Annotated in this window: 21 protein-coding genes; 10 read left to right on the top strand and 11 right to left on the bottom strand. The window is 61.1% G+C overall.

Annotated elements, in window-relative coordinates:
- Positions 1-136 precede the first annotated feature (136 nt).
- A complete protein-coding gene (locus J3P73_RS11715; protein ID WP_130691703.1) occupies positions 137-1,099 on the top strand; it encodes an AEC family transporter in 963 nt (320 codons plus the stop codon).
- Here the strand turns inward: J3P73_RS11715 and J3P73_RS11710 are convergent.
- From J3P73_RS11710 to cysG, 5 genes are all read right to left on the bottom strand, one after another.
- Positions 1,067-2,278: a UbiH/UbiF family hydroxylase gene (locus J3P73_RS11710; protein WP_130691701.1), complete on the bottom strand. Its 1,212-nt coding sequence runs from the start codon at positions 2,276-2,278 to the stop codon at positions 1,067-1,069. The two genes, J3P73_RS11715 and J3P73_RS11710, sit on opposite strands and share 33 nt — an antisense overlap.
- 89 nt (positions 2,279-2,367) lie before the next feature.
- Positions 2,368-2,880, bottom strand: a complete 513-nt coding sequence (locus J3P73_RS11705) for a DUF934 domain-containing protein (protein ID WP_130691699.1) — start codon at positions 2,878-2,880, stop codon at positions 2,368-2,370.
- A 10-nt stretch (positions 2,881-2,890) separates the two neighbouring features.
- Positions 2,891-4,561 (bottom strand): nitrite/sulfite reductase, encoded by a 1,671-nt coding sequence (locus tag J3P73_RS11700; RefSeq protein ID WP_130691697.1) that lies wholly within the window; start codon positions 4,559-4,561, stop codon positions 2,891-2,893.
- 8 nt (positions 4,562-4,569) lie between these two features.
- A complete protein-coding gene (locus J3P73_RS11695) occupies positions 4,570-4,884 on the bottom strand; it encodes a DUF2849 domain-containing protein (protein ID WP_011651871.1) in 315 nt (104 codons plus the stop codon).
- A gap of 2 nt (positions 4,885-4,886) precedes the next feature.
- Positions 4,887-6,323 carry a siroheme synthase CysG gene (gene cysG, locus J3P73_RS11690; RefSeq protein WP_130691695.1) on the bottom strand — a complete coding sequence of 479 codons (1,437 nt, stop codon included), beginning with the start codon at positions 6,321-6,323 and terminating at the stop codon, positions 4,887-4,889.
- A gap of 268 nt (positions 6,324-6,591) precedes the next feature.
- Between cysG and J3P73_RS11685 the strand changes: the two genes are divergently transcribed.
- Positions 6,592-7,179, top strand: a complete 588-nt coding sequence (locus J3P73_RS11685) for a deaminase (RefSeq protein WP_024321912.1) — start codon at positions 6,592-6,594, stop codon at positions 7,177-7,179.
- A gap of 51 nt (positions 7,180-7,230) precedes the next feature.
- Positions 7,231-8,076: a nucleoside triphosphate pyrophosphohydrolase gene (gene mazG / locus J3P73_RS11680; RefSeq protein ID WP_130691693.1), complete on the top strand. Its 846-nt coding sequence runs from the start codon at positions 7,231-7,233 to the stop codon at positions 8,074-8,076.
- 201 nt (positions 8,077-8,277) lie between these two features.
- Here the strand turns inward: mazG and hflX are convergent, their stop codons facing one another.
- From hflX to J3P73_RS11655, 5 genes are all read right to left on the bottom strand, one after another.
- Positions 8,278-9,603 carry a GTPase HflX gene (hflX, locus tag J3P73_RS11675; protein ID WP_130691691.1) on the bottom strand — a complete coding sequence of 442 codons (1,326 nt, stop codon included), beginning with the start codon at positions 9,601-9,603 and terminating at the stop codon, positions 8,278-8,280.
- A 77-nt stretch (positions 9,604-9,680) separates the two neighbouring features.
- Positions 9,681-9,923: an RNA chaperone Hfq gene (gene hfq, locus J3P73_RS11670; RefSeq protein ID WP_003539403.1), complete on the bottom strand. Its 243-nt coding sequence runs from the start codon at positions 9,921-9,923 to the stop codon at positions 9,681-9,683.
- A gap of 113 nt (positions 9,924-10,036) precedes the next feature.
- Entirely contained in the window at positions 10,037-10,900 is an 864-nt protein-coding gene (locus tag J3P73_RS11665) for a D-amino-acid transaminase (protein WP_018073499.1), read from the bottom strand.
- Positions 10,901-10,963: 63 nt separating this feature from the next.
- Entirely contained in the window at positions 10,964-12,328 is a 1,365-nt protein-coding gene (ntrX, locus tag J3P73_RS11660) for a nitrogen assimilation response regulator NtrX (protein ID WP_130655327.1), read from the bottom strand.
- Positions 12,318-14,585, bottom strand: coding sequence for a sensor histidine kinase NtrY-like (locus J3P73_RS11655; protein WP_130691689.1), 2,268 nt, complete (start codon positions 14,583-14,585; stop codon positions 12,318-12,320). Before J3P73_RS11655 ends, ntrX begins: the two co-directional genes overlap by 11 nt.
- Positions 14,586-15,216: 631 nt before the next feature.
- On the opposite strand from J3P73_RS11655, the gene J3P73_RS11650 reads away from it, so the two are divergent.
- Both J3P73_RS11650 and J3P73_RS11645 read left to right on the top strand, forming a co-directional pair.
- Positions 15,217-15,600 carry an EF-hand domain-containing protein gene (locus J3P73_RS11650; RefSeq protein ID WP_029767699.1) on the top strand — a complete coding sequence of 128 codons (384 nt, stop codon included), beginning with the start codon at positions 15,217-15,219 and terminating at the stop codon, positions 15,598-15,600.
- 190 nt (positions 15,601-15,790) lie between these two features.
- Positions 15,791-16,141: a TraR/DksA family transcriptional regulator gene (locus J3P73_RS11645; RefSeq protein ID WP_080654753.1), complete on the top strand. Its 351-nt coding sequence runs from the start codon at positions 15,791-15,793 to the stop codon at positions 16,139-16,141.
- A gap of 162 nt (positions 16,142-16,303) precedes the next feature.
- On the opposite strand, the gene J3P73_RS11640 is transcribed toward J3P73_RS11645, so the two are convergent.
- Entirely contained in the window at positions 16,304-17,962 is a 1,659-nt protein-coding gene (locus tag J3P73_RS11640) for an arylsulfatase (RefSeq protein ID WP_029767695.1), read from the bottom strand.
- 456 nt (positions 17,963-18,418) lie between these two features.
- On the opposite strand from J3P73_RS11640, the gene J3P73_RS11635 reads away from it, so the two are divergent.
- The 5 genes from J3P73_RS11635 (at position 18,419) to J3P73_RS11615 (ending at position 25,223) form a co-directional block, all read left to right on the top strand.
- The gene (locus J3P73_RS11635) at positions 18,419-19,372 is read left to right on the top strand and encodes a formylglycine-generating enzyme family protein (RefSeq protein ID WP_130691687.1); all 954 of its coding nucleotides are present in this window, start codon (positions 18,419-18,421) and stop codon (positions 19,370-19,372) included.
- 297 nt (positions 19,373-19,669) lie between these two features.
- Positions 19,670-19,942: a hypothetical protein gene (locus J3P73_RS11630; protein ID WP_018073493.1), complete on the top strand. Its 273-nt coding sequence runs from the start codon at positions 19,670-19,672 to the stop codon at positions 19,940-19,942.
- Positions 19,943-20,219: 277 nt separating this feature from the next.
- The gene (locus J3P73_RS11625) at positions 20,220-22,646 is read left to right on the top strand and encodes an arylsulfatase (protein ID WP_130693076.1); all 2,427 of its coding nucleotides are present in this window, start codon (positions 20,220-20,222) and stop codon (positions 22,644-22,646) included.
- Positions 22,647-22,731: 85 nt separating this feature from the next.
- A complete protein-coding gene (locus J3P73_RS11620; protein ID WP_024320722.1) occupies positions 22,732-23,121 on the top strand; it encodes a hypothetical protein in 390 nt (129 codons plus the stop codon).
- Positions 23,122-23,384: 263 nt separating this feature from the next.
- The gene (locus J3P73_RS11615; RefSeq protein ID WP_130691685.1) at positions 23,385-25,223 is read left to right on the top strand and encodes an adenylate cyclase; all 1,839 of its coding nucleotides are present in this window, start codon (positions 23,385-23,387) and stop codon (positions 25,221-25,223) included.
- Positions 25,224-25,282: the final 59 nt, after the last annotated feature.

Raw genomic sequence — 25,282 nt, 5'->3', positions numbered from 1 at the left:
AAAAACCGCTACACAGTTTCGCTGGAATTGCTCTTGTTTCTGCGCAATTCCGGACGAAAAACCGCTACACACTTTTGCTGGAATTGCTTAAGTCAGATCCTGACCCGCCGATCATCCCCGTGCTCTGGAAGACCTCTTGGCCGATATCGTCAGCCTGCTTTTGCCGTTCTTCGGCCTGATCCTGATCGGTTACATCGCCGCCAAGGCGACCAAGCAGCCGGCCGAAGCGCTCGGCTGGCTGAATACCTTCATCATCTATGCCGCCCTGCCCGCTCTGTTCTTCAAGCTCGTCTCGCGCACGCCGATCGAGGAGCTGACGCGGGTCGATTTCATCGCCACCGATATCGCGGCGACCTATGCGGTCTTCATCCTGCTTTTCGTCATCGGCCGTGTCGTGCGCGGCAATTCGCTCGCCGATTGCACCATCCAGTCCTTTGCCGGCGCCTATGGCAATATCGGCTACATGGGACCGGGCCTGGCGCTCTTGGCGCTTGGTGAAGGGGCGGCCGTGCCGGTGGCATTGATCATCTGCTTCGAAAACGCGCTGCATTTCATCATGGCGCCGGCGCTGATGGCGGCGGCCGGCGATGATAAGCGTTCAGCCCGCCGGCTCATCGCCGATATCGTGCGAAAGGTCGCGCTGCATCCCTTCATCCTGTCGATGGCGCTTGGCTTTGCGGTGGCTGCCTTGCACTTCGACCCGCCGCTGGCGTTTCAGCGCCTCGTCGATTATCTCGCCCAGGCGGCGGCTCCCTGCGCGCTCTTTGCCATGGGCGTGACGCTGGCGCTGCGGCCGCTGAAGCGGATCCCGGCCGAGATCTCCTATATCGTGCCGGCGAAACTGATCCTGCATCCGATCGCGGTTTTTATCGCACTCACGGCAGTCGGCGGCTTCGAGCCGGTCTGGATCCAGGCGGCCGTGCTGCTCGCCTCACTGCCGACAGCCACCAACGTCTTCGTCATCGGCCAGCAATATGGCGTCTGGCAGGAGCGCGCCTCGGCGACGATCCTGATCACGACGGTGTTTTCGGTGGTAACGGTTTCGCTCTGGCTGATCGTGATCCGATCAGGCCTTCTTCCGCTTCAGCTTTTCCCGTAGAGCATCCGGAATATCGCGAAAGCCGCGGCCGGGCTCGATGCCCTCGCGCATGACGATGTTGCGCAGCGGCGGTATGGCCGAGAGGATATGCAGGCCGGCAGCCCGCAGCATCTGAACCGGCAGGAAATCCGAGAGCAGCGAGCGGTTGAGAAGATCGACGCTTGCCGTGCGCGTCATGATATCGGCGCGGCGCCTGCGGTCGAAGCTTTCGCCGGCATCAGCCGGCACCGGCAATTCCGCCCTCTCGCAGAGGATATCGGTGAGCGCCATGATATCGCGCAGGCTGAGGTTCAGCCCCTGCGCCCCGATCGGCGGGAAGACATGGGCGGCCTCGCCGATCAGCGCGATGCGTCCCTTGCCGAAACGATGCGCCATCATGCCGGAGAGCGGCCAGACCTGGACACCGTCTTCGACGCTCACCTTGCCGAGCATGGACTGCATGCGCGCCTCGACGAGGGCGCCGAGATCGGCAAGCGGCAATTCCATACGGCTCGTTGCCTCAGCGGGATCCTGCACCCAGACGAGGCTGGAGCGGCTTCCCGGCAGCGGCACCTGGGTGAAGGGGCCGTGTTTGGTGTGGAATTCGGTCGAGATATTCTGGTGCGGCAGCGAATGGGCGAAATTCAGCACCATGGCCGATTGCGGATAGGACCAGTTGCGCACGGTAATGCCGGAGGTTTCGCGCAGCTTCGAGCCGCGGCCATCGGCGCCGACGGCAAAATCGGCCGAGAGCGTCTCGCCGCCGGCCAGCGTGATCGAGACAGCCTCGGCTGATATGTCGATCGATTCGGCCATATCGGTGAAACGGGTGATATTGCCCTCGCCGGCGGCAGCCTCCTCGAGAATGCCGGTCAGCGCCTTGTTGGGGAAATTGTAGCCGAAGGCATCAAGGCCGACCTCGGCCGCGCGGAAGGTGGTGGTCGGCGCGCGCAGCAGCCTGTCGGTGCCGTCGACGATGCGCATGCTGGTCAGAGGAGCGGCTGCGGGGCGAAGTTTTTCCCAGAGCGCCAGGCGATCGAGGAAGCGGATCGACTGATCCATCAGCGCCGTGGTGCGCCGGTCTTCCTTCGGAGCAACGGGAGCCACCAGCGCCACGCTGCGGCCGCCGCGCGCCAGCGCGATTGCGGCGATCATGCCGGCGAGACCACCACCGATCACCGCCACTTCGAATCTCTTCATGCTAGCGTTCCGTCATTCTAAAGCATGTCGTTATCGCAAAACCGCCGCACACTTTTGCGCGACATGCTCTGCAACGACGAACCGGTCGCTTATGCGGCCGGCTTCGCCTGACGGCGCCAACTATAGCCCTTGCCGGCTTCGGCGTCACGCACCGCCGGCTGATAATGATGGGGAATGGCGGGAAGACGGTTTTCGGAAAGTCGCTTCAGCGCCGTCGCGTTGCTGACGGAAAAGCTGTCGATGCCGACGCGCAGCATCAGCGGCACCTGATCGATCAGCACGTCACCGACGGCGCGCAGCTCATTGGTGTAGCCGAGGCGCTGGCGCAGCAGCGAGGCATGGCTGAAGGCGCGGCCGTCGTTGAAAGCCGGAAAGGCGACAGCAACGATTTCGAGGCGATAGAGATAGGGCTCCAGCCTGCGCACATCGTCGGCCGGCTTGATCAGCACGCCGAGGCCGACATCGTTGCTTTCATCGGCCTTGGCGATCAGTTCGTCGAGACCGAGCAGCGGCTTCTGCTCCTCGGTCGCCTTCACCTCGTCGGTCTCGATCACCCAGGGATCGTTTTCGACAAAACCGGTTTCTCTCCAGATCTTCGTCATCATCCCCTCCTTATGCCGCTTCGGCGGCCGAGCCGTAGAGCGCGGTCTTGAAAGGCTGCGGTCCGACACGGCGATAGGCGGCGAGGAAGTTCTCGGAATGATCGAGGCGCAGGCCGAGATAGGTGTCGACGATCGTCTCGATCGCGTCCGTCACCCGGTCCGGCTCGAAGCCGCGGCCGATGATTTCGCCGATCGAGGTATGTTCGTCGCCGGAGCCGCCGAGCGTGATCTGGTAGAGTTCGGCGCCCTTCTTCTCGACACCGAGCAGGCCGATATGGCCGACATGGTGATGGCCGCAGGCATTGATGCAGCCGGAGATCTTGATCTTCAGCTCACCGATCTCTGCCTGGCGCTCGGCATTGCCGAAGCGGCGGGAGATTTCCTGCGCCAGCGGAATGGAGCGCGCATTGGCGAGCGCGCAGTAGTCCAGCCCGGGACAGGCAATGATATCGGTGATCAGGCCGGCATTGGCTTCGGCGAGATTGATGGCGACGAGGCCGCGATAGACGGCTTCGAGATCGGCGAGCGCCACATGCGGCAGGATCAGGTTCTGCTCATGGCTGACGCGGATTTCGTCGAAGGCATATTCCTCGGCAAGATCGGCGATCGCATCCATCTGCGCATCCGAGGCATCGCCCGGAATGCCGCCGATCGGCTTCAGCGAGATCGTCACCATGCCGTAATCGGGGTTCTTGTGCGGCTGCACGTTCTGCTGGACCCAGCGGGAGAAACCGGAATCGGCCTTCTTCCAGCGGGCAAGGTTTTCCCAGCCTTCGGCGCGCTCGGGCAGCTCAGGCGGCGCGAAATAGGCAGCGATCGACTGGACGTCCTTTTCCGGCAGCTTGAGCTCGGTATCCTTCAGCGCGGCGAATTCAGCTTCCACCTGGCGCGTCAACTCCTCGGTGCCGGTTTCGTGCACCAGGATCTTGATGCGGGCCTTGTACTTGTTGTCGCGGCGGCCGTGCAGATTGTACACGCGCACGATAGCCGTGGTGTAGGAGAGCAGGTCTTCTTCGGGCAGGAAGTCGCGGATCAGCTTGGCGATCATCGGCGTACGGCCCTGGCCGCCGCCGACATAAACGGCAAAGCCGATCTCACCCTTGTCGTTCTTCTTCACGTGCAGGCCGATATCATGGACCTGGATTGCGGCGCGGTCGCGCTCGGCGCCGGTGACGGCGATCTTGAACTTGCGCGGGAGGAAGGAGAATTCCGGGTGGACCGACGACCACTGGCGCAGGATTTCGGCGTAAGGACGCGGATCGGCGATCTCATCGGCGGCGGCACCGGCGAAGTGATCGGCGGTGACGTTTCTGATGCAATTGCCCGAGGTCTGCAGCGCATGCATCTCGACGCTGGCAAGATCAGCAAGCGCATCCGGAATATCGGACAGTTTCGGCCAGTTGAACTGCAGGTTCTGGCGCGTGGTGAAGTGGCCATAGCCGCGGTCATAGGTACGGGCGATATGGGCGAGCATGCGCAGCTGGCGCGCGCTCAGCGTGCCATAGGGAATGGCGATGCGCAGCATGTAGGCGTGGAGCTGCAGGTAGACGCCGTTCATCAGGCGCAGCGGCTTGAACGCATCCTCGGCGAGCTCGCCGGAAAGGCGGCGCTCGACCTGATCGCGAAACTGCTCGACGCGCTCGGTAACAAAGGCATGGTCAAATTCGTCGTAACGGTACATCGTCTTCCTCAGACTGCAATGAATTCGGGATCGGCAGGAGCGTAGCCCGGGGCATATTCCATGGTCGGGCCTTGCGCACGGATGCGCTCGCGAAGGCGAAGCGGCCAGAGAATGCCGTTGGTTTCCTGAACGTCGACGACGGCGACGTCAACGACCTCGTTGTCAGCATAGGATTTCTTGCCGATCGCCTCCAGCGCCGCAACGGCCTCGGCATGACGGGCAACGAGCGCCTCCTGCAGCGAGGTGGACCACTTCCCATTCGCATCCAGCCAGACGGCAATGCCGTCCGTCAGCCGGTTGGCGGTCAGAACCTTGTCACCCATATTCAGCTCCTTGCAAGTTCCTCGAGCCGGGCGTTTGCGCGCACCAGCGGCTCGGACAGTTCGAAATTGGCGCCGGCGACCGCATCGCCGATAATGACCATGACAGGCCCGGTTAATTCGTCGCGGTGCTGCAGATCGGGCAGATCGGCGAGCGTGCCATGCAGCAGGCGGCGATCGGCGCGGCTGGCATTTTCGATGACGGCGACGGTGGTTTCGGCGGGAATGCCCGCCTGCATCAGCCGCTCGGCGACGGAGGCAGCAACCGTGCGGCCCATATAGACGGCGATCGTCGCGCCGGAGACGGCAAGGCTTGCCCAATCGGGCAGCACGTCGCCTGTGAGATCATGGCCGGTGGTGAAGACCAGCGAGGAGGCAACGCCGCGCAGCGTCAGCGGCAGCTCGAAATCGGCAGCGGCGGCGAAAGCCGAGGTGATGCCAGGCACGACCTCATAGGTGATGCCGGCAGCGCGCAGCGCCGCCATCTCTTCCCCTGCCCGGCCATAGACCAGGGGATCGCCGGATTTCAGACGGACGACGCGCTTGCCCTGGCGGCCGAGATCGACCAGCAGGTCGTTGATCTCTTCCTGGGACTTTGAATGGCAGCCCTTGCGCTTGCCGACGGAAAGCCGCTCGGCATCGCGGCGGCCCATATCGACGATCGCCTGCGGCACGAGCGCGTCATAGACGATGACATCGGCTTCCATCATCACGCGCTGGGCGCGCAGCGTCAGCAGATCCTCGGCACCCGGACCGGCGCCGACCAGCCAGACGTGACCGGCCACCTTGTCCATCGCGTGCAACAGCCGGTCGGCGGCATGGCGGGCCTGCGGCAGATTGCCGTTGGCGACCGCATCGGCAACGGCGCCGGAGAAGAAACGGCGCCAGAAGACCCGGCGGGAGACGCCCCTTGGAATCAGTTGTTCGACGGCCTTGCGGTAGCTCGTCGCCAGCCCGGCAAGGCGGCCGAGCGAAGGCGAAAGAAGCTGGTCGATCTGCGCGCGGATCATCTGCGCCAGAACCGGCCCTGCCCCTTCGGTGCCGATCGCAACGGCGACGGGGGCGCGGTTGACCAGCGCCGGCGTGAAGAAATCGCAGTAATCGGGCTGATCGACGGCATTGGCCGGAATTCTGGCAGCGCGGGCAGCATCGACGATGCTGCGGTCATCAGCTTCATTGCCGGTGGCAGCGAAGACGAGTGCCGAACCCTCGACCTGCTCGCCTGCGAAGGCAGCGCGCACGGTCTCGATACGGTTGGCGATCAGGAAGGCGTGGTAATCGGCTTCCGGCCGGTCGGCATAGGCAACGATCCGCGCCTTAGTGTTCAGCAGCAGCCGCACCTTGGCGAACGCTTCGTCGCCATTGCCGAAGACAGCCGTCTTCTGGCCTTCCACGCGAAAGAAGGCGGGAAATACCGAAAGCTGTTCAGTCTTGGGGGGCATCATCAATCCACTTCGAAGTTGCCGGAATATGCCCTTGATCGACAAGGGATTGAAGGAACAGAAATTCGAAAGCCCAAGCAAGCAGGTATTCTTTTGCTCGTGCCGTCAGTGATTTGAGAAAAGTCACCCGTGCGGCCGAAAAGCCGCATATTCCCAGCCCGCTTGCTGCGGTGCAGTATAAAGCCTGTGACAAAAGACGTCCACCGGTGCTTCACGCATTTCACTCGCGCCGCCAAGGCGATAGACTGAGGAAAACTGGAGGGCCGTCATGCCTGATAAGACCATTGCCTCCCGCCTGCTTTCGGTCCTGGAAGAGGATATCCTGCCACTGACGGAGCGTGGCGTTTCGCTTGGCAACAAGGTGTTCGGTGCAGCGATCTTAAGGAAATCCGATCTTTCGCTTGTTGTCGCCGAGACCAATAACGAGCTGGAGAATCCGCTCTGGCACGGCGAGGTGCATACGCTGAAGCGCTTCTACGAGCTTGGCGACAAGCCGCCGACCAAGGATCTGATCTTCCTGTCGACGCACGAACCCTGCACCATGTGCATGTCGGCGATCACCTGGGCGGGCTTCGACAATTTCTACTATTTCTTCAGCCATGAGGATTCGCGCGACGCCTTCGCCATTCCGCACGATTTGAAGATCCTGAAGGAAGTCTTCGGGCTTGAACCCGGCGGCTACCGCAGGCAAAACGCCTTCTGGAACAGCTTTGCCATCGCCGATCTGGTCGAGACCGAAGAGGCTATGCTGAAGACCGCACTGACGGCGCAGACCGCCCGCATCAAGGCGCGCTACGACGCGCTGTCTGCCAGCTACCAGTCGTCGAAGAGCGCCAACGACATTCCCCTGAACTGAGGGCCCCTGAACTGAGGGCCCCTGAACTGAAGCCTGCTGAACCGAGGCAACATGGAACCTTCCAAAGACATTTCGCGGCTGATCGAGATCATGGCGGCGCTGCGCCATCCCGAAACCGGCTGCCCCTGGGACATCGTGCAGAGTTTCGAGACGATCAAGCCCTATACGATCGAGGAGGCCTATGAGGTCTCCGATGCGATCGAGCGCGGCGACATGGACGACCTCTGCGACGAGCTCGGCGATCTGCTGCTGCAGGTGGTCTTCCACGCCCGCATGGCCGAGGAGGCTGGCGAATTTTCCTTCGGCGACGTGGTCAACGCCATCACCGCCAAGATGATCCGCCGCCATCCGCACGTCTTTGCCCGCTCGCCGGCGGATACGCCGGACGCGGTGAAGAGACAATGGGACGAGATCAAGCAGGCGGAGAAGCGCGAGCGCGCCGAGCGACGGTCACGGCGCGGCATCACCGAGGACTTCAACAGCGGCTTCCTCGGTTCCGTCCAGCGCAGCTTCCCGGCTCTAACGGAAGCCCTGAAGCTGCAGGAACGCGCCGCCAAGGTCGGCTTCGATTGGTCAGCGCCCGAGCCGATCCTCGACAAAATCGAGGAGGAGATCGGCGAATTGCGGGCAGCCCTTCGCGAAGGCGATCAGGCAAAGGTCAGCGACGAGCTCGGCGACCTGATCTTCGCGGTCGTCAATATCGGCCGGCATGTGAAGGCGGATCCGGAGCAGGCGCTGCGCGGGACGAATACGAAATTCCGGCGTCGGTTCAGTCATATAGAACAAGTTCTTGAAGCAGAAGGCGAGACGCTGGAGGCAGCCAGTCTCGAACGCATGGAAGAAATCTGGCAGGCGGCGAAAGCGATTGAAAGAGCTGTTACGTCGGGGGCTGAGTGAGCGGGACGTTGCCACATCTCCCTTCTCCCCGGCGGGGAGAAGATGCCGGCAGGCAGATGAGGGGGTGAGCGACGACAGGAGCGACTGCGCTGAGCGCAAGCGAAGGGCAATGAAGGGCGTGCCCCGTGGCCCCCCACCGACCGGGGTCGAGCCACGGGTCTCGACCCGTCCTTCGGACCCCCGAGGGGAGAAGGGAACGCCTTACCGCTCCCAATCTTCCTTTGAAGACTTCGGTCCGTTGCCGATGCGGCGCTCGAGTTCGGTCGCCTCGGTTTCGGACAGGCGCAGATCGAGGGTTATCGTGCCGTCCTCATTATCCTCGCGGCCGTCGACGATCGCGTGGTCGTAAAGCCAGGGCAGCAGCGCCAGCTTGTCGACCGGAAGGCGGATCGTCGCCACGGTCATCACGCCTGACAGTCTGCGGCTGATCTCTTCGATCAGCGTGTCGACGCCCTCGCCGCTGACGGCCGAAACCGCCACCACGTTGCTGGCGCCGGCCGATTTCTGCATCATGGCATCATGCACCTCGGGCTCCAGCCGGTCGATCTTGTTCCAAACTTCGATCAGACGCTTTTCGGCTTCGGCTTCGTCGATGCCGAGGTCGTTCAGGATGCGCATCACGTCGGAGCTCTGCGCCTGGTTGTCGGCATCGGACATGTCGCGGACATGCAGGATGAGATCGGCTTCCAGCACCTCTTCCAGCGTCGCCCGGAAGGCGGCGACCAGATGGGTCGGCAGGTCGGAGATGAAGCCGACGGTGTCGGACAGGATGACGGTGCGGCCGTGCGGCAGCTTCATACGCCGAAGCGTCGGGTCGAGCGTGGCAAAGAGCATGTCTTCGGCCAGCACGCCGGCGCCGGTGATACGGTTGAACAGCGTCGATTTGCCGGCATTGGTATAGCCGACCAGCGCCACGATCGGGTGCGGCACCTTGCGGCGCTTGGCGCGGTGGAGCTGGCGGGTGCGCACGACCTGCTCCAGCTCGCGTTCGAGCTTGATGATGCGGTCCTGCAGCATCCGCCGGTCGGCTTCGATCTGGGTTTCGCCGGGGCCGCCCATGAAGCCGCCGCCGCCGCGCTGGCGTTCAAGGTGGGTCCAGCTTCGGACCAGGCGGCCCTTCTGATAATTCAGATGGGCGAGATCGACCTGCAGCGTGCCTTCCTTGGTGGAGGCGCGGCGGCCGAAGATTTCGAGGATGAGGCCCGTCCGGTCGATGACCTTGGCGTTCCATTCCTTTTCGAGATTGCGCTGCTGCACCGGCGTCAACGGATGATCGACGATGACGAGACCGGAATCGCGCTCATCGAGCAGCGCCTTGATCTCCTCGATCTTGCCGGTGCCGAGCAGTGTGGCTGGTCTCGGATCGTTGACCGGGACGATCGAGCCATTGACGACATCGAGGTCGATCGCCTGGGCAAGGCCCGTCGCCTCTTCGAGACGGCTTTCCGGCGTGCGGGTCGAGGCCGATTCACTCTGGCCGCCGCGACTGCGCGATTTCAGCACCGGCACGACCACAGTCGCGCGCATATCGTCCCTGTGCTTGGCGGCCTCAGGGATGATCGAATCGTTCTTGGTATCGCGTGTCGAAATGACGGCTGATCCTGTTAGGACGCTGCTTCTTCACTCTCGAACATCTGCATGGGCTGGCCCGGCATGATCGTCGAGATCGCATGCTTATACACGAGCTGCGAATGGCCGTCACGGCGAAGAAGAACACAGAAATTGTCAAAAGACGTAACAACGCCCGTGAGTTTCACGCCGTTGATCAGAAAGATTGTCAGGGAAATCTTTTGCTTGCGAACAGTATTGAGAAATAAGTCCTGAAGATTCTGAGAACGTTCCGCCATCGCGCCGCTTCTTTCTTTATTGCCGACCTGATCTGGCCGGTAGAATATCAATCAACCTCACCATGCGAAGACCGGGTGGCATCCTCGTTCCACCTGTCCAGCAAATCTTGGTATCAAATCGCAATCTTTTCCGCAACGTCGAAAAAGGCTTCGCGGACTTTCTGCGAAACGCTGCCCGGATGCCCGTTGGCAATGGCCTGGCCATCGACGGAAACGACCGGAAAACAAATGCTTGTGGCTGCAGTGAGGAAGACCTCGCGGGCTGCGAGCATCTCCGAAACGGAGAAGTTCCGCTCGGCGATCGTCAGCCCCAGCTTGGCTGCGACATCCATCAGAGTGGTGCGGGTAATGCCGCGCAGAATGCCGTGTTCGGCCGGGCGCGTCACCAGCGTTCCGTCCGGATCGACGATCCAGACATTGGTCGCCGCCCCTTCCTTCACCATGCCGTTGCCGTCGGTATAGATCGCTTCCTGGGCGCCGGCCTCCTTGGCCTGCTGGCGGGCCATGGCATTCGGCAGCAGGCCGACGGACTTGATGTCGACGCGGTCCCAGCGGTTGTCGACAAGGGTGATCGCCTTGATGCCGTTGGCGTTCTTGGCGGCGATGATCTTGGCATCGGTGCTCTTGGCGGTGATCACGAGTGAGGGCGGCGTCCCCTCAGCCGGGAAGACATGATCGCGGCGGGCGACGCCGCGCGTCACCTGCATGTAGAAAAGCCCGTTGCGGACATGGTTGCGGCGCAGCGTCTCGCGAATGACCTGCGTCAGCGCCGCCCGGCCCATCGGCCAGGCGATGCGCAACTCACCAAGCGATCGGTCGAGACGGTTCAGATGGCGTGTGAGATCGACGATATAGCCGTGGCGCACCTCGCAGACCTCGTAGACGCCGTCGGCAAACTGGTAGCCGCGATCCTCGATATGCACGCTGGCATCGGAATGCTTGACGTAGCGGCCATTCACATAGGCAATTCTCGGCATGGGAAACCTGGTCTTCCGGAAAGCAATATGGGCGCGGCGCAGCGTCGGCCGCGCCGGAAAGGATCAGACGCCGAGCGACTTCAGCTTGCGGTGCAGCGCCGAACGCTCCATGCCGACGAATTCCGCGGTGCGCGAGATATTGCCGCCGAAGCGGTTGATCTGGGCGATCAGATAGTCCTTCTCGAACATCTCGCGGGCTTCGCGCAGCGGCAGTGTCATGATGTGATAGTCGTTCTTGGCGGACACCTTCGGCAGCATGTCGCCGAGATCGGTCGGCAGCATGTCGGCGGTGATCGGCGCATCCGGGCCGTCGGTGCGGGCAAGGATCATCAGCCGCTCGATGTTGTTGCGCAGCTGGCGGATGTTGCCGGGCCAGTCATGCGCCTGCAGCACCGCCATGGCGTCGTCGCCGATACGGCGCGGACGGATGCCGGCCTGCTCGGAAATCTGGCGCATCAGTTGATCGACGAGGAAGGGAATGTCCTCGCGCCGTTCGGCAAGGGCCGGCACACGCACCGGCACGACGGCGAGGCGATGATAGAGATCCTCGCGGAACCAGCCCTCGGCGATGCGGCTCTCGAGATTATAGGCGGTCGAGGAGATGATGCGGACATCGACCTTGACGCGCTTGGAACCACCAACGCGCTCGAACTGCTGGTCGACCAGCACGCGCAGGATCTTGTTCTGCGTCTCGCGCGGCATTTCGCCGACTTCGTCGAGATAGAGGATGCCGCGATGGGCTTCTTCGAGCGCGCCGATCTTGCGCGCCTGGCCGGGCGTGCCCTCGGTGCCGAACAGCGCCACCTCCATGCGGTCGGGCGTGATGTTGGCGGCGTTGATCGCAACAAAGGGGCCGTTGGCGCGGGTCGACTTCTTGTGGATCATCCGTGCCACCAGCTCCTTGCCGGAGCCCGAGGCGCCGAGGATCATGATGCGGCTGTTGGTCGGCGCAACCTTCTCGATCGTCTGGCGCAGTTGCGAAACGGCGACCGAGGTACCGATCAGCTCCAGCGCGTCACCGGTGCGGCGCTTCAGGTCGGAAACCTCGCGCTTCAGCTTGGAATTCTCCAGCGCCCGTTCGGCGATCAGGATCAGCCGGTCGGCCTTGAAGGGTTTCTCGATGAAATCGAAGGCGCCGCGCTTGATCGCCGAGACAGCGGTCTCGATGTTGCCATGGCCTGATATCATCACGACGGGCAGTTCCGGATGGCGGGTCTTGATCTCGTCGAGCAGCGACAGGCCATCGAGCTTGCTGCCCTGCATCCAGATATCGAGGAAGATCAGCCGCGGCACCCGATCGGAAATCGCCGCCAGCGCGCTGTCGCTGTCATGGGCCGTGCGCGTCTCGTGCCCCTCGTCGGAGAGAATCCCGGAAACGATCTCGCGAATATCGTGCTCATCGTCGACGACGAGAATATCAGAGGCCATAAACGCTTTCCTTGTCATTGGCTGCGGGAGCGGGCGTCGGATCCAGGCGTGGCAGATGCACGCGGATCATGGCCCCTCTTCCCCGGTCAAAATCGGCGGGCGCATCGTGCAGCTCCAGCTGCCCGCCATGTTCCTCGATGATCTTCTTGACGATGGCGAGGCCGAGGCCGGTGCCCTTCTCACGCATCGTCATATAGGGTTCCAGAATGCTGTGGCGGTTCTCCACCGGCAGGCCGCGGCCATTGTCGATCACGTCGACGGTGAAGCGGTCGCGGCCGGTATCGAGGGCGGCGCGGACGAGAATCTTGCGTTCGTCCCGTTCGTCGCTCGGAACGGCCTCGATCGATTCGACGGCGTTCTTGATGAGATTTCCAAAAGCCTGGCCGAGCATGCGGCTGTCGAACAGGCCCTCCAGCGGCTGGTCGCCGAAATCCTGCTCGAAGGTGACGTGATGGTTGCCCATCTCGCGCAGGAAGATCGCGTCGCGCAGGATATTGCGCAGGTCGCTCGGCTCCTTGGTCGGCTTCGGCATGCGGGCAAAGGCGGAGAATTCGTCGACCATGCGGCCGATGTCGCCGACCTGGCGGATGATCGTATCGGTGCACTGGTCGAAGACGGTCCGGTCACCCGGGTCGATCTGCTTGCCGTAGCGGCGCTGGATACGCTCTGCGGAAAGCTGGATCGGCGTCAACGGGTTCTTGATCTCATGGGCGATGCGCCTGGCCACGTCGCCCCAGGCGGTCGAACGCTGGGCGATGACGAGATCGGTGATGTCATCGAGCGTGATCACGTAGGATTCGCTCATGTCGCGCACTTCCTCGCGGGTGACCTGCACACTCAGCGTCCTCACAGTGCCGCCGCGCACCAGCGCGATCTGCTTGCGGAAATCGCCGCGATAACGCACAGCCGCCTCGGTCAGCACCTGATCGACCTCAGGGGCGATATCGACCAGCTGCTTTCCGAGCATCTCGTCGGCCGATAGCGACATCAGCGTCTCGGCCGAACTGTTGACGATGGCGATGCGGCGGTCCTGCTCGACGCCGATGACAGCGGCGGTGACGCCCGAAAGCACCGCCTCGATGAAGCGGCGGCGGTCGTCGACCTCGTCCTTGGCCTCCAGGATCTCGTCGCGCTGGGTGCGGATTTCCGAGATCATCTTGTTGAAGGTGCGTGAGAGATTGGCGACATCGCCGTCGACGGCATGCACCGGCACGACGATGTCCATATTGCCCGATGCAACGCTGTCGGCCGCGGTGATCAGCAGGCGGATCGGCCGGACGATGCGGTCGGCGACGGCGATCGCCGTCCAGATCGCCGCCAACAGCACGATCAGCGCGAAGCCGATGTAGAGCACGGCGAAGGCGACCTGCAGCGAGAAGCGGTTCGCCTCCATCGAGCTGTATTCGGTGGCGTTCTCCTCCATCATGCGCATGGCACCCATGACCTTGGGATCGACGGCGCGCACCGTATAGAGAAAAGTGCCCTGGATGGCATCGAGCTTGATGATGGCGCCGACGAGATTGGTGACGCCGGGCGGGATCAGCGTCGGCTGGCCGGCAGCCGCCTTTTCCAGCGCGTCCTGTGGAATGGCCGGCAGCGGCTTTTCGGTGGCGATATCGGCCTGCACGATCACCGAGCCGTCGCGCTCGACGAGAAAGGCGCCGAGCAAGCCGCGGCCCCTCGCCTGGCGGGTCATCAAGTCGGCAAAACCCGTCCTGTCGAGGCTGTAGAGCGCACGGTTGCGCTCCAGGTCGTTGGCCATGGAGACCGTCTGCCCCTGCAGATAGCTGGCATTCTCCATCATGTAGGCCTGGCCGATATTGCGCGACGAGCTGACGATCGACTGGGTGCGCAGGGCAAACCAGCGGTCAAGGCCGGCATTCAGCGTGATGCTGGCGAAGATGGCGACGAGGATCGCCGGCGTGATCGCCACGATCGAGAAGAGCACGACGATGCGGATATGCAGACGGGCTGCCGCACGGCCGCGGGTGCGCGCCTTGAGCAGCCTTGCCACCTCGCGAGCGATCAAGGCCAGCAGCGTCAGGACAAAGAAGGAATTGACGATCACCGAGGTGATGACGACATGCGACGTCGGCGCGATCGGCGTCAGACCGAGCAGCACGAACAGCGTCGCCGTGGCGCAGAGAAGCGCGCCGCCGGCGAGCACGAGGCCGGGCACGGCAAAAAGGGCGCGGCGATCGGTCACCGTCGTCACCGTCTCGCCCGCCGCCGCCGGCGATACCCCATCCTGCGTCATTCGGCCTCTCTTCAGACGGCACCTGCCGCCCTCGCCATCCGATCGAAACCAAGGAAACGCCGGCTTAAAAAAGCCAGCGTTGCAACGACTCGATCGGGAGCGAATGTCTAAACCCTTGCGTGACCTTTAAGCAACGCATTGTGGCGAAAATGCAACGCATCTCGTCACATTGTCAAGCCGCGCTGACCTTGTCCATCACAATGAGCGCCTTCAGTTCGAAGGCCCGGTTCGGCAAGCCCTCGCTCCATTTCGCAACGGCGATCAGGGCACGGCGGGCGGTCGAAAAAGAAAGCGGAGTGATTTCCCAGGTTTAATCTCGGCGGACGGACAATGACGATGCGCCGTCATCTCGCCGACCGGCATGCCATACGCCTGGAAATGCACGGTTCTTGGAAAGTCCGATCCGCTTACCGATCGCACCGACGATAGCCTAGGACCTATTGCAGATCGGGTTAGGATCGGCAGCCCTCTCGGGTTGGTAAAGCCGTCCTCCAAGGTTCGGACTGCCGCCAGGCGCGGATTACCGCGACAGGCAATTTGATCCAGCGCAACGCTTGAACCCGGCATTCATCGTATCCCTACAGGCAACTCCATAACCATGGAGGATAATGCCTCAAAGAGGAGATGCAGAATGTCCATGTTCAGACTGCCAACTATCACTCTGCTGGCCTTGCTCGGTGCCGTCGGTGCCATGGGCATCGCGTCCGCCCAGACGAAAAGTCCAGACTTGGCCCAGTCGGAGGCTAAGCCCGAGGCCGAAGGATCGGAAATGATGCCCGGCATGATGGGCCGCAACATGATGTCATCGGGCATGAGTGAAGGAATGCGCATGATGGGGCCAATGCGCGGTCATATGATGAAGATCATGTTCGTCATCGCCGATAGTGATGGGGACGGCGCAATTTCTTTCGAAGAGTTGACCGCAATCCACAAACGCGTCTTCGACGCGGTCGATGCAAACAATGACGGCAAAGTCACACCTGAAGAAATGCAGGCGTTTATGCAGGACATGTGACCGGAGGCTCGGCATTTGCCACCCCGCGTCAGACCGAGAGCTGATCTTGATCCGGATCAATGCAACGGACCCACGACACGCCTAGGTTTGCTTGCGGCGGAGGGAATCGCTCGTTTTCTTCGATCAGGGGGCGAGATTGGCAGCAGAACAAAGTGTCGGTCACGAACATGAAGCCGACTGGAGAACGACCATGCAGAAGCAGTCCTCCTCGCAACCGAGGCAGCATATCGAAAAGCACAAGGCGATCCTTGACGAACGCCGGCATGAGCTGGAAACCCGCCTGCGAGCGATCGAGCATGATTTCGAGCAGCCTCGTAATCCTGATGATGACGATCGTGCCACCGAGCGAAATAACGATGAAGTCCTGGAAGAACTCGGCGAGACTGGACAAAAGGAGCTCCTCGCCGTCGAGGCGGCGTTGGACCGGATTCAGGCTGGAACTTTTGGCATCTGTGTAAAATGTGGCAAGCCGATCGCCGAGAGGAGGCTTGACGCCGTCCCCCACACACCTTTCTGCCAGTCTTGCGCTCAGTCGATTTAAAGCAAGGCCACCGCGCTCTGCGATCTGAACCCTTCCAAATGGCTTAACTTAACGGCCGTACGTCAACCGCTCGCGCCTCGACAGAAGCTGGTTCAATGCGGCTGGAGGCACAAAAGCTCTCCACCCGCATTGATGTGCCGTCCATGCGACGTGCAACTTGGCTTACTGTGCGTGTTGCTTGCGCATGGCCTCGGCGATTTGTGCCTTGACTGCGTCTATTCCGAAGCTTCCGCCTTTCTGCATCGGCGGAAATTCAATGGCGGTCTTCGCCAGTTCTTCGACTTTTTGCTGAACCAGGACGAAACGCCAGAACTCGAACTTGTACCATTCAAAGTATTCTTGTGAACCAACGTTACCCTTGAAAAAGGCCGTACGCTCGAATGGATCAAGGCGCAGGTTTATCACGGTCGGCACGTCCAATTTCACCGTATTGCCTATCCAGCCGTCCGGCTGTTCCATGAACGTGTATTTATAGTCATCAATCCGGGCCGCACCGAGCACGCTTTCGGCGAAATACCAGATTTCATGGCGGTTCGACGGGCCAGTTCCGGTGATCATGCTGGTCTGATCATAGCCGTCCAGGTGAACCTTGTAGGTCTGGCCATCGAGTTCCTTCCCCGCTTTCAGTTCGACTGCGATATTAGTGCTACCAGCGGCAGCCGCAAGCGTGGGGAACCAGTCGAGGCCGGACATCAGCCCATTGCAAATCGAACCGGGAGGCACGTGCCCCGGCCAGCGGACCATTGCGGGGGCGCGGAAGCCGCCTTCGTAGGTCGTGCCTTTTCCGCCGAAGAATGGTGTCTGACCGCCGTCCGGCCAGGTAAAGTTTTCGGTGCCATTGTCAGTGGTGAACACGACGATCGTATTCTCATCGTCGCCCATGTCCCTCAGCTTCTGCATGGTGTCGCCAACAATGTCGTCAAGCTGCGCCATCCCTGCTTCATGGATGGTCCAGCCATTCTCGGAATTACGCATCTTCTCGTACTTTTCCGATAGATGAGTGACGATGTGCATCCGTGTCGGGTTGAGCCAAAGGAAGAACGGCTTGCCATCGGCCTTGGCCCTGTCGATAAACTTGAAGGAAAGATCCCGGATCTCGTCGTCGACCGTCTTCATCCTCTCCGGATAAAGCGTGCCAGCATCTTCAATCTTCTGTTTGCCGACCTTGCCCCATCGTGGCATTTCCGTCGGGTCATCGGTCTCCGTGGCCCAGGAATGGACCATGTTGCGCGGGCCCACTACGTTCAGCAGTTCCTGCGGATAGCCGGGATGGGCGGGGTCTTCCATCGCATCGAGATGATAAAGGTAGCCGAAGAACTCATCGAAGCCATGAACCGTTGGCAGAAACTCGTTGAGATCGCCAAGATGGTTCTTGCCGAACTGCCCTGTGGCGTAGCCCAGGGACCTCAGCACGGTGGCAATGGTTGGCGCCGCAGCAGGAAGGCCGACGGGCGAGCCTGCCTGGCCAACCGTGGTCATGCCAGTTCGAACCGGAAGCTCGCCGGTGATGAAGTTCGCCCGTCCTGCCGTGCAGCTCGCCTCGGCATAGTAGTCGGTAAAGAGCATCCCCTCTGCCGCAAGCCTGTCGAGATGTGGAGTACGACCGGCCATCATGCCGCGATTGTAGGCGCCGATATTCCAGATGCCGACGTCATCGGCCATGATAACCACTATATTGGGTCTTTTGCCCGTGGCCTGAGCCATGGCATTCCGGCTCATGGTGGTGCTCGCAGCCGTGCCAATCGCCGACATGGCGAGCAAAGATCCGCCGGTTAGCAGGATATCCCGCCTCGTTGGAGTCGCGTTTTCTGTCATGCCCATTTCTCCCTTTTTTGGTCAGGCAAAGCAAAGCTCAACACTGCAAGGGCTGCTGGATACGGTCCGATGAGGTTCTCGAATGCTCAGTTGAGATAGCCGTGCGAAAGTGTACGCCGCGTTGAGAATAACAGGGCCTGTCGGCTTGCCTGGACGCGTATATAAGGCGTAGCAAATATAAAGAGAGCAAGTATCTTACCGTAACCTACGGGCGAAACCGCCGATAGGCAGGAACCAATGTCCGGGCGAAAGCCGCCCAGAAATACCGATAACGTGAAAGGCGACATCCGTGCTGACGCGATATCATCTCCGCGACTTCTATTTCGCTCGCTAGAATTCGGCGGGGTGGCGTATTTTACTGTAACCTACTTCAAGAACGCCGCTGTGAGGGATAGTTGTCTTGATCGAAGATCGGGGACACGCACGGTTGATGAACGGCGCTAAGCTGCGAGGGTGACGAAAATGATGCCTGACCGGCGCGCAGTGGACGACGCGGGATTTCAGGGTCTGGTCTGGGTGACCGGCCGTACCTTCACCATGGGATCGAACGAGCATTATCCGGAGGAAGCGCCTGCTCATCCGGTGACGGTCGACGGCTTCTGGATCGACGCCACTCCTGTCACCAACCGCCAGTTCGCCTCGTTCGTCAAAGCCACCGGACATGTAACTGTCGCTGAAATGGCTCCCCGTGCCGAGGACTATCCTGGAGCGCTTCCCAAAATGCTGCGAGCCGGATCTCTGGTGTTCATGCCACCGAAAGCCATCGTCGGCCCCGACATTACCCAGTGGTGGTCGTTCAAATTCGGCGCGGACTGGCGACACCCTTACGGCGGTCGCACCGACATCCGCGGCAAGCTCGATCATCCCGTCGTTCATATCGCCTATAGCGACGCCAAGGCCTATGCGGCTTGGGCGGGAAAAGATCTGCCGACCGAGGCAGAGTGGGAACTGGCTGCGCGCGGCGGCCTTGATGATGCGGAATTTGCCTGGGGCGACGCGTTGAACCCGGAAGGAAAGCTCATGGCCAACACCTGGCAGGGTACCTTCCCTACGCTGAGCACAAAGCCAGCCGGTGCGGACAGAACGTCCCCGGTCGGATCCTTTCCATCAAACGGCTACGGCATCTACGACATGATCGGCAATGTCTGGGAATGGACCTCTGACTTCTGGTCGACACGCCATCCAGAGCCTGCCAGCCATTCTTGCTGCATCCCTAGCAATCCCCGCGGAGGCGACGCTGACGCCAGCTCCGACCCGCGGCTGCCCGACATCAGGATCCCGCGGCGCGTGCTCAAGGGCGGATCCCACCTTTGCGCGCCGAACTACTGCAGGCGCTATCGTCCCGCCGCCAGACATGCCGAGCCTGAGGACACGTCCACAAGTCATGTCGGCTTCAGATGTGTCAAGCGCGCGTGAGGCGGCGTCATGGCCACATGTCGCGTCGGCGGAATAAGCCACCGATTGTGACAAGACCTTTCATGACGTGTCCTTCGTGGTCTGCAGGTTCTGGGCGTACTCCCGTCGATTGCGGTTAGCGACGGCAGCGCGAAACTGGAGTTCATGCCTGTCGGACATGCTTTGAACGGCGGATTCCGATTTCGTTCCCGTTCCTTACTGTAAACTACGTGCTTCCGCCCTATTCTGGATCATCATGCACCACTTATAATGCGATGTGGCCGCCGGACTTGCAGAGGCCGCCTGGAGGTAGGATGGATGGATTACGACACACGGTTCGCCAAGCGCATCTTTCCAGCCAGCGCCAAAACCATCGATTCACTGGCCGCCCGTGACGATAACTTCCGCGAACTCTGTGCCGACTTCTCCATTGCAGATGAACTGAGGAGAAAATGGGAAACATCCTCCGCCGCAGAGCGAAATGAGCGCCATGCGGAATGCCTCGAACTCGTGGAGACGCTGCGCAACGAGATCGAAGCCGCTCTGGAAAGTGCCAGTGTGATCGTGATCAAGCTTCTCCCTCGCCGTTGAGGACCAGACTCCGGCGCCAAAGATATTCGCTCGAAGAGAGGTTTGCGCGTATCATACGGTAGTATCTGTCAATCCGGCGCAACGGCAGCGGGAGGATCACTCGTTCGGCCGTTGCCCGGAAATCAGGTCCGCAACGCGGTCTCGAATGTGACTGTCGGAGCGAACGCGGATCAACAGTGCATACTGTATGTTACTGGCGCGCTCGCGGTACTCGCCCTACCCTCCCCGAATAAAACGGTCCACATCACGCGGGATCGATTGCCGGGGGGGAATCGAGATGAAAAGCAGTATCCTGACTTTGGCTGCCCTATTAGGCGGCACTGCGCTTACATTTTTTTCCATTGGCGGGACGAGTGCGTCAGCTCAAGTCATCAATGGAACACCCGGCACGCCGAGTGCGACGATCACAATCGACGGCCGACAGATCCCGCCGCCGCCAGGGCAGTTTGGCGGCACGACAAATCTCGACGCACTTCAGTCGACGCCATACTGGCAGCCGCAAGTTGTGCCGCCCAAGGGTGCGCCAAACGTCTTGCTGATCTTGACCGATGACGTCGGATTTGCGGCCCCGAGCACGTTCGGCGGCGTCATTCCGACGCCAACACTCGACCGGATTGCCAACATCGGTCTGCGTTACACGAACTTCCATACGACATCGCTGTGTTCCCCCACACGCGCCGCTCTGATCACGGGCCGCAATCATCATTCAGTCGGCTTCGGTGTGATCAGCGAGGCGTCGACCGGTTATCCGGGATACGACAGCGTCATCACCGCGGACAAGGACACGATCGGCACGATCCTCAAGGCAAATGGTTATGCAACATCGTGGTTCGGCAAGAATCACAACACGCCATCTTTCCAAACCAGTCAGGCGGGTCCCTTCGATCAATGGCCCATCGGAATGGGATTTGAGTATTTCTATGGCTTTGTCAGCGGCGAGACCAACCAGTGGCAACCGGACCTCTACCGCAATACCACGCGTGTCTATCCCTATCTGAACAATCCCACCTACAACCTGACGACTGATATGGCGGACGACGCCATCAACTATCTCAATCAACTCAATCAGCTCGATCCCAAGAAGCCATTCTTCCTCTACTATGCACCGGGCGGGACTCATGCGCCTCATCACCCTACCCCCGAGTGGATCAAAAAGATCAGCGACTTGCATCTGTTCGACAAGGGATGGAATGCGCTGCGCGACCAAATCTTCGCCAACCAGAAGAGGCTGGGAGTTGTCCCTCAGGATGCGCAACTGACACCCTGGCCGGATAAGCTCATCAAGCCGTGGGACGTCCTTTCGGCTGATGAGAAGAGGCTCTTCATCCACCAGGCCGACGTCTACGGAGCCTACCTCGCCTATACCGACAATGAAATCGGCCGGGTCGTCAAAGCGGTCGAGGACATGGGCAAGCTCGATGACACGCTGATTATCTTTATCAGCGGCGACAACGGCGCGAGCGCGGAAGGCTCCCCGGCTGGAACGCCAAACGAGATGACTTTCTTCAACGGCGTCGACGTGCCCGTCCAGGACCAGCTCAAATTCTACGGCGCCTGGGGGTCGGCGTTGACCTATCCGCACTATTCAGTCGGCTGGGCCTGGGCTTTCGATACACCCTTCAAGTGGACCAAGCAGGTCGCTTCCTATTTTGGGGGCATTCGCAACGGCATGGCCATCGCATGGCCAGGCCACATCAAGGATCCGGGTGGGGTGCGCAACCAGTTCCACCATGTCATCGACATCGTCCCGACGATCTTGGAAGCGACGGGCATCCGTGCTCCTGATGCAGTCAATGGGATCACCCAGACGCCGATCGAAGGCGTGAGCCTGGCCGACACATTCGACAAGGCAAACGCCGATGCGCCATCGAAACATTCGACCCAATATTTCGAGATGTTCGGCAATCGCGCGATCTATCACGATGGGTGGATCGCCTCCACATTGCCCTATCGGGAACCTTGGAACGGAACGGCTCCGATCCCGAAAGACATCGTCAACGGCGTGACCTGGGAGTTGTTCGACCTGTCCAAGGACTGGACGCAAAACAATGATCTGGCGGCCGCCAATCCCGGCAAGCTGAAGGAGTTGCAGGATTTGTTCTGGATCGAGGCCGCGAAGTACCAGGTTCTGCCGTTGGACGCCTCGGCCTTGACGCGCTTCATTCTCCCGCGACCGAGCATCGTCGCCGGACGCAATGACTTCATCTATACGAAACCCATCGTCGGCGTGCCCCTTGGGACGGCGCCGAGCGTCCTCAACAAGTCCTTCACGATCACGGCCGATATCGATGTGCCCGCGGGCGGCGGCAACGGCATGCTTGTGACTGCGGGCGGGCGCTTCGGGGGATGGGGCTTCTACCTGCTCAAAGGCAAGCCAATCTTTGTCTATGACCTATTGGACCTCGCCCGGCCAAGGGTGGAGGGCGCAACGGCATTGACGCCTGGAAAGCACAATCTCGTCTTCTCCTTCAAGTCCGATGGGCCCGGCCTCGGCAAAGGTGGCAAGGGGACAATCACGATCGACGGCGCCGAGGCAGCAAGCGGGACCTTCCCAAACACCATTCCCTTTGCTCTCGAAGCGAGTGAAACCTTTGATATCGGCTCCGACACGGGAACCGGTGTCGACGATAACGACTACCAGGCACCGTTCGCCTTCGACGGCAAGCTGAGCAGCTTGAAGATAGAACTTCAGCCGCAACCTTGAGGCAAGAGGTCCTGCGCAGAGCGGCCCGTCGCCAAGGCGGCCCGTGCAGAAAGTGACGTTGACCTGGGCACGGGGATTCTGCGCCATGAACACAGCTCACCGACACACGCTTCTGACCCTGTTCGCAATCGCCGAAGGTGCGACGGGATTGGGGCTTGTCGTGGCGCCATCGATCCTCTTCGTTCTGCTGTTTGAGGCAAGGCCGGTCGCTTCGGAGGCACCGCTGATCGCGCGGATCTGCGGTGCGGCGCTGCTCGCTCTTGCCGCAGCAAGCTGGGGTGCGCGTGACGCCGAAGACAGACGAAGCACCCTGGGCCTCCTCGTCGGAGTGGCGCTCTACAATTTCCTGACCACGGCCGTCTTGACCTATTCCGCCCTCGTTCTGGAGATGGTCGGCATCCTGTTATGGCCCGCGATCCTCTATCACGCGGCGACTTCCCTGTGGTGCTTGCTCGCTATCTGGCGGGCGCGTTAGACCGAGTCGTCGTGGCTCCTTGGGTGGTCATTTACGGCTTTGGCCGTTTCGGGTCGCGGGCTGCCACGGGGCGGTGAAGACGCGATGTCCGCTTCTGCGGTTCACGCGCCTGGAGTCCCCTTCCCTCGATCTGCGAAGTCGTCAAACGGGCTCGATGCAGTGCCTTTGATGGACGAGGATCGGTTTCTGCGGTAGGTTACAAAAGAGATAGTTAATAAAATCTCCGGTAGTCACGTCCCTCAAGAGCGGGTGAGGAGCAAGTCGTGCAGGATACATTGCCATCACGGCGTGATATCGCGCCGGATTCGACGCGCCCACCCCCGACCCATGATGATGTTCGGGCCCAGCTTGATCGAATCATTACCAGCCCGCAATTTCCGCATATCGGTCGGAGTGCTGCATTTCTTACCTATGCCGTGGAGGAGACGCTTGCAGGCCGCGCAGACCGGATCAAGGGTTACTCTATCGCCGTTGAGGTCTTCAAGCGCTCCAACGGCTTCACGCAGGATGATCCGGTTGTGCGGATCGAGGCCGGAAGGCTCAGGCGGGTGCTCGAGCGCTATTATTTTACAGCAGGTCAACACGATCCGATCCGAATAGACATTCCGAAAGGCGGTTACGTGCCGACCTTTGCCTGGACTAGCCCGAGTGATGACAATCCCGATGCTGAAGAGCAAAGTCTGCCGCCGGAGCGCGCCCATTCCCTTTTTCCCAGCTTAAGACGACATATATGGGCAGTGGTCCTTGGATTGATCGTGATTGCGGGCGGCGCCGCAGCCCTGGCTGGCTTGACCTCCATTCGATTTGGCTCGATCCGGCCCTTTGCGACTGCCGACATGACGGGATCTGATGGACCGACATTGGTGATCGCTCCATTTGCCAATCTCGGTGATGGTCCTCAGGCGGAACTCTACACGACGGGCCTGACCGAGGAACTCCTCACTGCCCTTCCCCGCTTCAAGGAGATCAAGGTCTTCGGTCGCGAGACGTCCAAATCGTTGCCGCCAGAGGTGGAGACATCGCGGATTCGCGGGGAACTTGGCGCACGCTTCCTGCTGGCAGGCGGTGTTCGCGTCTCCGGAAGCCGAGTGCGTGTGACGGCACGTCTGCTCGACACGCAGACTGATGAGATCCTCTGGTCGCAGACCTACGACGACGACATCGGCGTCCGCGACCTGTTCACCATCCAGTCCGACGTCGCAAACAAGGTTGCGACCGCCGTGGCGCAGCCCTATGGCATCATGGCCCAGGCCGATGTCTCCAATCCGCCGCCTGATGATCTTGGCAGCTACGGCTGCACGCTGAGCTTTTATGCTTACCGTGCCGAGTTAAGCATCGAGCGGCACGGAGAGGTTCGAAACTGCCTCGAAAGTGCCGTCGCCCGCTATCCATCCTTTGCGACCGCCTGGGCGATGTTGTCCATCCTCTATCTCGACGAGGATCGTTTCAGATTCAATCGGAAGCCCATTTCGTCCGAGCCAATAGATCGCAGCTTTCAGGCCGCCCGCCGTGCCGTTCAGCTGGATCCCGGCAACACCCGCGCCCTTCAGGCGCTGATGACGGTGTTGTTTTTCAGCCAGCGGGTTTCGGAGGCACTTCAGGTCGGCGAACGGGCACTGGCGACCAATCCGAACGACACCGAATTGCTGGGAGAGTTTGGTACCCGGCTGGCGATGAGCGGAGAGTGGCAGCGCGGGGCAGCACTTCTGGATCGCGCCATTGCTCTCAACCCTGCCGGCGGCGGCTACTATCGCGGAACGCGCGCACTCGCAGCCTACATGCTGCACGACGACAAGACCGCGGTCATCGAGATCAGGCAGGCGGACCTGCAGAAGTTCCCGCTATTCCATGCGGTGGCTGCCGTCATCTACGTCGACGCCGGAATGATCGAGGACGCCCGCAGCGAGGCCGCGCGGTTCAACGAAATGAGACCCGACTTCATTGCGAACATCGTGGCCGAACTCAAGGTGCGCAATTTCCAGCCACAGGACCGGGCGCGGATGATTGCCGATCTGCGAACGGCCGGCCTGCTTGTGAGGGACGAGGTGCAGGCGACCATGTCGCTGCCGATCGACGGCTCCAAGGCCCTTCAGCCGCGGTAGCGCTACTGTCACGACAACTGGCACAGAACATACCCGATGTTACACGCGCACGCCGTCGT

The organism is Rhizobium ruizarguesonis, from assembly GCF_017357285.1.
Classification (GTDB): Bacteria; Pseudomonadota; Alphaproteobacteria; order Rhizobiales; family Rhizobiaceae; genus Rhizobium; species Rhizobium ruizarguesonis.
Note: the sequence above shows the minus strand (reverse complement) of the source record. Positions and strands in the feature narration are given on the sequence as shown.

Excerpts from the sequence above, each read along its gene's own strand:
- J3P73_RS11710 (WP_130691701.1), bottom strand. The coding sequence starts at position 2,278 with ATGAAGAGATTCGAAGTGGCGGTGATCGGTGGTGGTCTCGCCGGCATG.
- J3P73_RS11705 (WP_130691699.1), bottom strand. The coding sequence starts at position 2,880 with ATGACGAAGATCTGGAGAGAAACCGGTTTTGTCGAAAACGATCCCTGG.
- J3P73_RS11700 (WP_130691697.1), bottom strand. The coding sequence starts at position 4,561 with ATGTACCGTTACGACGAATTTGACCATGCCTTTGTTACCGAGCGCGTC.
- J3P73_RS11695 (WP_011651871.1), bottom strand. The coding sequence starts at position 4,884 with ATGGGTGACAAGGTTCTGACCGCCAACCGGCTGACGGACGGCATTGCC.
- cysG (WP_130691695.1), bottom strand. The coding sequence starts at position 6,323 with ATGCCCCCCAAGACTGAACAGCTTTCGGTATTTCCCGCCTTCTTTCGC.
- J3P73_RS11685 (WP_024321912.1), top strand. The coding sequence starts at position 6,592 with ATGCCTGATAAGACCATTGCCTCCCGCCTGCTTTCGGTCCTGGAAGAG.
- mazG (WP_130691693.1), top strand. The coding sequence starts at position 7,231 with ATGGAACCTTCCAAAGACATTTCGCGGCTGATCGAGATCATGGCGGCG.
- hflX (WP_130691691.1), bottom strand. The coding sequence starts at position 9,603 with ATGCGCGCGACTGTGGTCGTGCCGGTGCTGAAATCGCGCAGTCGCGGC.
- hfq (WP_003539403.1), bottom strand. The coding sequence starts at position 9,923 with ATGGCGGAACGTTCTCAGAATCTTCAGGACTTATTTCTCAATACTGTT.
- J3P73_RS11665 (WP_018073499.1), bottom strand. The coding sequence starts at position 10,900 with ATGCCGAGAATTGCCTATGTGAATGGCCGCTACGTCAAGCATTCCGAT.
- ntrX (WP_130655327.1), bottom strand. The coding sequence starts at position 12,328 with ATGGCCTCTGATATTCTCGTCGTCGACGATGAGCACGATATTCGCGAG.
- J3P73_RS11655 (WP_130691689.1), bottom strand. The coding sequence starts at position 14,585 with ATGACGCAGGATGGGGTATCGCCGGCGGCGGCGGGCGAGACGGTGACG.
- J3P73_RS11650 (WP_029767699.1), top strand. The coding sequence starts at position 15,217 with ATGTCCATGTTCAGACTGCCAACTATCACTCTGCTGGCCTTGCTCGGT.
- J3P73_RS11645 (WP_080654753.1), top strand. The coding sequence starts at position 15,791 with ATGCAGAAGCAGTCCTCCTCGCAACCGAGGCAGCATATCGAAAAGCAC.
- J3P73_RS11640 (WP_029767695.1), bottom strand. The coding sequence starts at position 17,962 with ATGGGCATGACAGAAAACGCGACTCCAACGAGGCGGGATATCCTGCTA.
- J3P73_RS11635 (WP_130691687.1), top strand. The coding sequence starts at position 18,419 with ATGATGCCTGACCGGCGCGCAGTGGACGACGCGGGATTTCAGGGTCTG.
- J3P73_RS11630 (WP_018073493.1), top strand. The coding sequence starts at position 19,670 with ATGGATTACGACACACGGTTCGCCAAGCGCATCTTTCCAGCCAGCGCC.
- J3P73_RS11625 (WP_130693076.1), top strand. The coding sequence starts at position 20,220 with ATGAAAAGCAGTATCCTGACTTTGGCTGCCCTATTAGGCGGCACTGCG.
- J3P73_RS11620 (WP_024320722.1), top strand. The coding sequence starts at position 22,732 with ATGAACACAGCTCACCGACACACGCTTCTGACCCTGTTCGCAATCGCC.